This is a genomic window from Puia sp. (genome assembly GCF_036500295.1).
Classification (GTDB): Bacteria; Bacteroidota; Bacteroidia; order Chitinophagales; family Chitinophagaceae; genus Puia.
This window is the reverse complement of record NZ_DASYCH010000031.1, coordinates 1-6,238: the sequence shown is the minus strand read 5'-3', so window position 1 is coordinate 6,238 and position 6,238 is coordinate 1. Positions and strand designations below refer to the sequence as shown.

6 protein-coding genes are annotated in these 6,238 nt (G+C 56.0%); 2 read left to right on the top strand and 4 right to left on the bottom strand.

Features of this window, described 5'->3' with window-relative positions:
- Together VGM48_RS06620 and VGM48_RS06615 are read right to left on the bottom strand one after the other, a co-directional pair.
- A partial coding sequence (locus VGM48_RS06620) for an AraC family ligand binding domain-containing protein (protein ID WP_331577293.1) occupies positions 1 to 397 on the bottom strand: 397 nt, incomplete at its 3' end.
- A gap of 11 nt (positions 398 to 408) precedes the next feature.
- Positions 409 to 1,407, bottom strand: coding sequence for an alpha/beta hydrolase (locus VGM48_RS06615; RefSeq protein ID WP_331577291.1), 999 nt, complete (start codon positions 1,405 to 1,407; stop codon positions 409 to 411).
- Between the two features lie 188 nt (positions 1,408 to 1,595).
- Here VGM48_RS06615 and VGM48_RS06610 point away from each other — a divergent pair, with 188 nt between their 5' ends.
- Together VGM48_RS06610 and VGM48_RS06605 are read left to right on the top strand one after the other, a co-directional pair.
- Positions 1,596 to 2,420, top strand: a complete 825-nt coding sequence (locus VGM48_RS06610; RefSeq protein ID WP_331577289.1) for a hypothetical protein — start codon at positions 1,596 to 1,598, stop codon at positions 2,418 to 2,420.
- 54 nt (positions 2,421 to 2,474) lie between these two features.
- Complete coding sequence (locus VGM48_RS06605) at positions 2,475 to 3,839, top strand: dipeptidase (protein WP_331577287.1); 1,365 nt, start codon at positions 2,475 to 2,477, stop codon at positions 3,837 to 3,839.
- Positions 3,840 to 3,868: 29 nt separating this feature from the next.
- On the opposite strand, the gene VGM48_RS06600 is transcribed toward VGM48_RS06605, so the two are convergent.
- Both VGM48_RS06600 and VGM48_RS06595 read right to left on the bottom strand, forming a co-directional pair.
- Positions 3,869 to 4,738: an HNH endonuclease gene (locus VGM48_RS06600; protein ID WP_331577285.1), complete on the bottom strand. Its 870-nt coding sequence runs from the start codon at positions 4,736 to 4,738 to the stop codon at positions 3,869 to 3,871.
- Positions 4,725 to 6,238 (bottom strand): AAA family ATPase (locus tag VGM48_RS06595; protein WP_331577283.1); only part of this gene is annotated, 1,514 nt, incomplete at its 5' end. The genes VGM48_RS06600 and VGM48_RS06595, both read right to left, overlap by 14 nt.

Genomic DNA, 6,238 nt, shown 5'->3' with positions numbered 1-6,238 from the left:
TAAAAAAGGAGAACCGGTCGAGATAGTTCGGGTTCAACAAAAAACTCTCCAGGAATCCCGCGGAGAAATTGATCACAAACCCTTCGGGCTGCCCTGCAAAATTCCAGCTGTGTACCTGCCCCGGCGACATAAAATAGATCTGGCCCGGTTCGACCGGGAATTTCGTAAAGTCGATGCTATGCGATCCCTTGCCGCCGCCGGTAAAGCAGACCAGATGATAGAAGCTGTGGCGGTGGGCGTGGTGAAGATCGGGAGAGTGTCGGCCGATGTAGGCTACAAATGGTTCGATCATAAACTCCCCCGGGTCGAGGGGCTTCGCTGCCAGGTTGGCGAAATCATAAACCGGGATCTTTTCCTTTGCCATGAAATGGGCGGCGCCCTTGCGGGACGCCGCCACTAAAATAACATTTATCCCAAATAGTGCCGCAACTCTGCCGCCGCGTGCCGGACCAGCGACTTTGTCGCGGGTTCATTGGCCAACCCATTCAGCATTCCCCAGTCATGGATCATCCCATTGTATCTAACCGTCGTGACCGTAACGCCCGCAGCTTCCAGCTTACGCCCATAGGCCTCCCCCTCATCACGCAGGATATCGTTCTCGGCCACCTGGATCAGGGCCGGCGGCAGGCCCTTCAGCTGGTCGACCGACGCATTGAGCAGGGAGGCATGCACTTCCTTCCGGGCCTCCAGGTCTGTCGTATACTGGTCCCACATCCATTTTATCAACGGGGTCGTCAGGAACCGGTCGGCGCCAAACCGCGCATACGACTCCTGGCTAAAGCTGGCATCGGCTACCGGCCACATCATGATCTGCACGCCGATGGCCGGTCCTTTCTTCTCCTTTGCCATCAGGGCCGTCGCCCCAGTCATGTTCCCGCCGACACTATTGCCGACAACACCCAACCGCTTGCCGTCGACCTTGATCGAAGCGCCATTCTCCGCCACCCATTTTGTCGCCGCATAGATCTCGTTTATTGCCTGGGGATATTGCGCCTCGGGCGAGGGCGTGTAATTCACGAAGACGGCGGCAAAACCCGACTCGACCACAATGTCGCGTACGAGCCGCCGGTGGGTGGGATAGTCTCCCAGGATCCAGCCGCCGCCATGGATAAAGATGAAGACCGGTAAAACCCCGGTGGCTCCGGCCGGACGCACGAGATTCAGCCTGATCCTGTACCCGTCTGCTTCGATATCTTTTTCGTCCTCGTCAATCCCGGAATAGTCCACGTTAAAAGCCTTTTGGGCATCGATAAGCACCTGCCGGGCCGCCAGCTTGGGCAGGCTCTCAACCGGTTTGCCTCCCGGTGCGTTTACTATCTTGAGAAAGTCGATAACCCCCGGAGTCAAATGCTCGTCTGTCTGATAGTTTACTACTTGTGTGGGTGTAGTCTTTGTTTGCGTGCTCATACCATGATCTTTTAGGTTGTTTGGAGATGTTGTTGACTGGACAAAGGTAGGATACCCGGCTTTGGTTGATACAAAATAGGGTGTTTTTACCCCCGGCTTGTTTTTACGGAGCAAACTACATTTACCTATGTATTTTCAGAAAGTTTTGAAAGGCATAAAAGGCCTTTCCCCGCGAAATCTTATAATCCATGAGCGATTTTTCTTCACAACTGGGTCTCTCGGGCGCCACGCTGCAACGGCTGGGTGACGCCTATGAAGGCTATGCCGCGGCTTCGGGCTTTGCGATCCGCCAGGAACAGCAGGAGGAAGACGACCCTGCCCTACAGGAAAAAGAACTGGTGATGGGTTCCTGCTATGTGCTGGCCGCCATCTACCGGTCGATCCTCGAACCGGGCTCCGCGATCCCACTTTTTGGCATTGCCGCGGGTATCTATCGCCGGCAGAACAACTCCTTCTGGAAGCCGCTCGCCATCTGCGGCCTCAACCGCGAATGGCTTTCTGGCCAGGAGGCCGGCCGGGTGGAAGGCAATCCCCATGAGTTTTATTACGAACTGCTTCGACAGTACTACCTCTTCAACTGCGGCGACGAGAATGCGCTTGGCCGGATGCTGGAATATGCCTCTTCCTCCCCCGCCATGATGGCCCAGCCGGTCGGCAACCCGCCCGTTCCGCTCCACGAAACCGTCGCCTTTATCCGCGGCGATATCGAAAAGGTGTATTACAAAGGGAATCCCGAAGAGGCCGGCAACCGCCCCTGGACCGCCGGCCTGCGGGTGTTGCTGCAACGAAATGCCGAGCAGCTGCAGCTCTCGCAGAGCAACCGCTTTCAATGGAGCAACGAGATCGGCCTGCTGCCCTACGAGCCCGATATCCTTGCCACGATCCTGAGTTTTTGCATCCGCGCCCGGAACCGAGGGGAGATCCGCGCCTTTGCGGAGGAGGAGTCGCGGCAGGAGAGTCCGGCGTTGTTCCTGGTCCGGCTGGCGCTGGAGATGATCGCCTCGGCGCGGTAAAGGGGCCAAAGGGCTATATTTTCCAATAAGCCCGTAGGTTCATATATTTGCGCCATGTCAACATGGAAAGAATACCAGGAAAAGAATAAGGATCGGTTTCTGAGCGAACTCCTCGAATTGCTTCGCATCCCCTCCGTCAGCGCCCGCAGCGAACACAAAGGCGACATGCAGAAATGCGCCGAAGCCGTGAAACAGCGGCTGCTGGACGCCGGCGTCGACAAGGCCGAGATCTACCCCACCGAGGGGCATCCCGTCGTCTATGGGGAGAAGATCATCGACAAAAGCAAACCTACCGTCCTGGTATACGGCCATTACGATGTCCAGCCCGCCGACCCCCTCAACCTGTGGCATAGCGGTCCCTTCGAGCCCGTCATCAGGGACGGCAAGATCTTCGCCCGCGGTTCGGCGGATGACAAGGGACAGTTCTATATGCATGTCAAGGCGTTGGAGACCATGGTCCAGACAAAGACCCTGACGACGAATATCAAGTTTATCATCGAAGGCGAAGAAGAGATCGGCAGCCCCAACCTGGCGAAGTTCGTCAGCACCAACAAGGCCTTGCTAAAGGCCGATGTCATCCTGATCAGCGATACGGCCATGCTCAGCCTCGAGCACCCCTCGATCGACATCGGGGTGCGGGGGCTTTCCTATATCGAGGTGGAGGTCACCGGCCCCAACCGCGATCTGCATAGCGGCGTGTATGGCGGCGCCGTCGCCAATCCGATCACCATGCTTGCGAAGATGATCGCCTCCTGTCATGACGAGAACAATCATATCACGATCCCGGGATTCTATGATGATGTGGTAGAAGCCACCCCCGCGGAGCGTAAGCTGATGGCCGCCGCCCCCTATAACGAGGCGGAATACAAGAAGGACCTCGGCGTAACGGAACTCTGGGGCGAGAAGGGGTATACCAACAACGAACGGACCGGCATCCGGCCCACCCTCGAGCTGAACGGCATCTGGGGCGGCTACACCGGCGAAGGCGCCAAGACCGTGCTGCCGGGCAAGGCCTTTGCCAAGATCTCGGCCCGCCTGGTGCCCAATCAGTCGGCGAAGGTCATCACGGAAAAGCTGCTCAACTACTTCCGCCAGATAGCGCCCCCCGGCGTCACCGTCAAGGCCGAGGAGCATCATGGCGGCGAGCCCTATATGACGCCGATCGACAGCAAGGCCTACCAGGCGGCGGCGAAGGCCATCCAGGCCACTTTCGGCAAGGCGCCCATCCCCGTCCGCGGCGGCGGCAGCATCCCGATCTGCTCGCTCTTCGAACAGCATCTCGGCGTCAAGATCGTGTTTATGGGCTTCGGCCTGGATAGTGACAACCTGCATTCGCCGAATGAGAAGTTCGATCTCGCGAATTTTTATAAGGGGATCGAGACGATCCCGTATTTCCATAAGTTTTTTGCGGAGGGATAGATGCCACTGCTGCGGGGGCATTGACGGCCTTATCCAAGTCCCGAAGCGGCAAAATATTGCCGGATAATATACCTGGCCATGCCGGCGTATTCCTGGTTGGGATCCTGAAACCGGTGGAGCCGTTCCATCTCCTCCCGCAACAGGCCCTCATACTGAATCCGCTCCACTTCACCGTCGTTGAAATGGGCGTCGAAGTCGGCAATCGCTTCCTCGACTCGCCTGATCTGCGCCTTTATCTCGATGACCTTCGCCTCCCGGGCGAGGACCAGCCCCAATCGCTGCAGGGCATATACCCTGATTGAAGTCTCCGCCCGCTTTTGATCTGGAAAGGCCAGCCCATCCCCCACCAGGATCAGCCCCTGGTCGTTGTATTTGAAATAGCTTTCCGTCTCCGCATCGGTACAGGGTCTTACTAGCAGGCGAACGGCTTCCTCCTGGCCAAACGCGGTTGTATACCGGCTATCGGCGGAAAGAAAGTGCACGGCATGATCCTCGCTGAGGCGGTAGTTTTCCGCCATCAATGGAAATTGGTCGAGCTTGCCCATCACCACTTCCCTTGTGGACCCATCGCCGGCCATCTCATGGGTGTGGGTTTGGTTGCAGAAAGGACAGGCAAACAACAGGTTTTCCCAATCGGCGGCCAGCCAGTAGTAGCCCCGCCCTTTTGGCCTGAAATGCTCGATATCGCCGCTGTAGATCGCCGTGATCTGGCTTTCGCAATAGGCGCATTTGCCATGAAACATTTTTCCCAGCGCCTTTCTTACCGACTTATCGGCATATACCTTGTAGACGCGGGTACCCGTTTCGATATTCCGGCGCGTCTCTGCCCGCCCCGGGCTTTCTTTGTCTGGATCGGCGCGCAGAATCTCCGGGCATTCGGGGCGTTTAACCTTGATCATGGTTTCGGCTGTTTAATTTCTTCCAGATATCCCTCACCCGGGTAACTACCTGCTCCTTCAACTCATCCCTGCTGAAGGTATAGGCCAGCTTACTCGCCAGCAAACTATCGATGGCGTAGTACATCAGTTCGTCCCGCAGGGATGACCCCAGTTGCTTCTGCGCCTTCAGTTCGTCCTTCAGCCTGAAAAGCTCTTCCACCTCCTTGCCGGTTAGTTCCGCCTCGCGGGCCAGCAGCGCATAATACCGGTTGAACTTTGCCTCCAGCGCAGGGTCCATGAGGCTGTTCAGTCCAAAGAATTCCGAGGCCAGGATCTGGTCTACGCGCAGGCCCGCGGGGTCGGGCAGGTCGGTGATGCTGTTAATCTGGTTGTCGACATTCTTCAACAACAGGATTTCACCGGCTTCGGAGCCCCGGAGACAAAGCGGGTGATGCGTCGATACGATAAAATTCAGATTCGGGAAGACGGTGCGCAACTGCCGGACGATGCGCATCTGCCAGCGGGGGTGCAATTGATTGCCCAATTCATCGATGAGAACGATGCCCGTCATCTTATCCATATCGGCCTGCGCGCTGGACAGCTTCATCATGATATCTACCGCGAGAATAATCGTACTCTTGAATCCATCGCTCAACTCGGAAAACTGCTGCTCGGAGTGTTTGAACATGATCTCTTCGTTGACCGTAAGTTCGTTTTCCGCAAAATCATGCGGCAGCAACTGTTTTATGGAATAGGCCATCGCGTCGAAGAAAACGGGGTTTTGCCGGTGGGTATCCTTTAGCCATTTTGTGATATCATTGAGCGGGCGAACGGGTTTGAAGAGATTTTCATAGCTGATTCTTGCTTCATCCCGTTTTGGTACGGCATCCGCCTCGTCACCGGAGAGTCGCAGGGAACCATAGCCCATGAGGAAGGAATTGAAGACCCCCGACTGATGAATATCATCCTTTGTCAGCACGGTCATGAGCAGGTTGTCACTATTTCGTTCTTTTATAGTGATCTCGGCCTTTTCCGCCCCTTTCCGGATCAGCTTTGGCAGCAGAGGTCTGATCATCTCCTTGTCCGCCTTCATGCCGACGGCCATCGCCTGGAGGATGGAACTCTTGCCGACGCCATTTTCTCCCAACAGAAAAAGCCAGGATTTTTTCCCGGGTTCATCCTGTTTGAAATCGATGGTAAGATCTGTTATGCCTTTAAAGTTTTGGATGCGCAGCCACTCGATAGGGAAGAAGTCATTGACCAACGCGGGATCGGCTGCAACCACACCTTTTCTTGCCGCAGTCGCTGCACGACTTGCCAGGATTCGCGCGCTCGTTATAAGCAGAACCGGATTATCCCCTTTCTTTAAGGTTGGATATCGGCCCAGGTCTTCCAATATTCCCCACCAGTGAAAATAAAGAAATTCAACAGCGGGATCCAACTCGGTAATATGGGTTAGAAACTGAATTTCGTTGTCATTCAGGGTTCTGTCCGAGTCATAAAGCGACCGCCGGGCTTTTT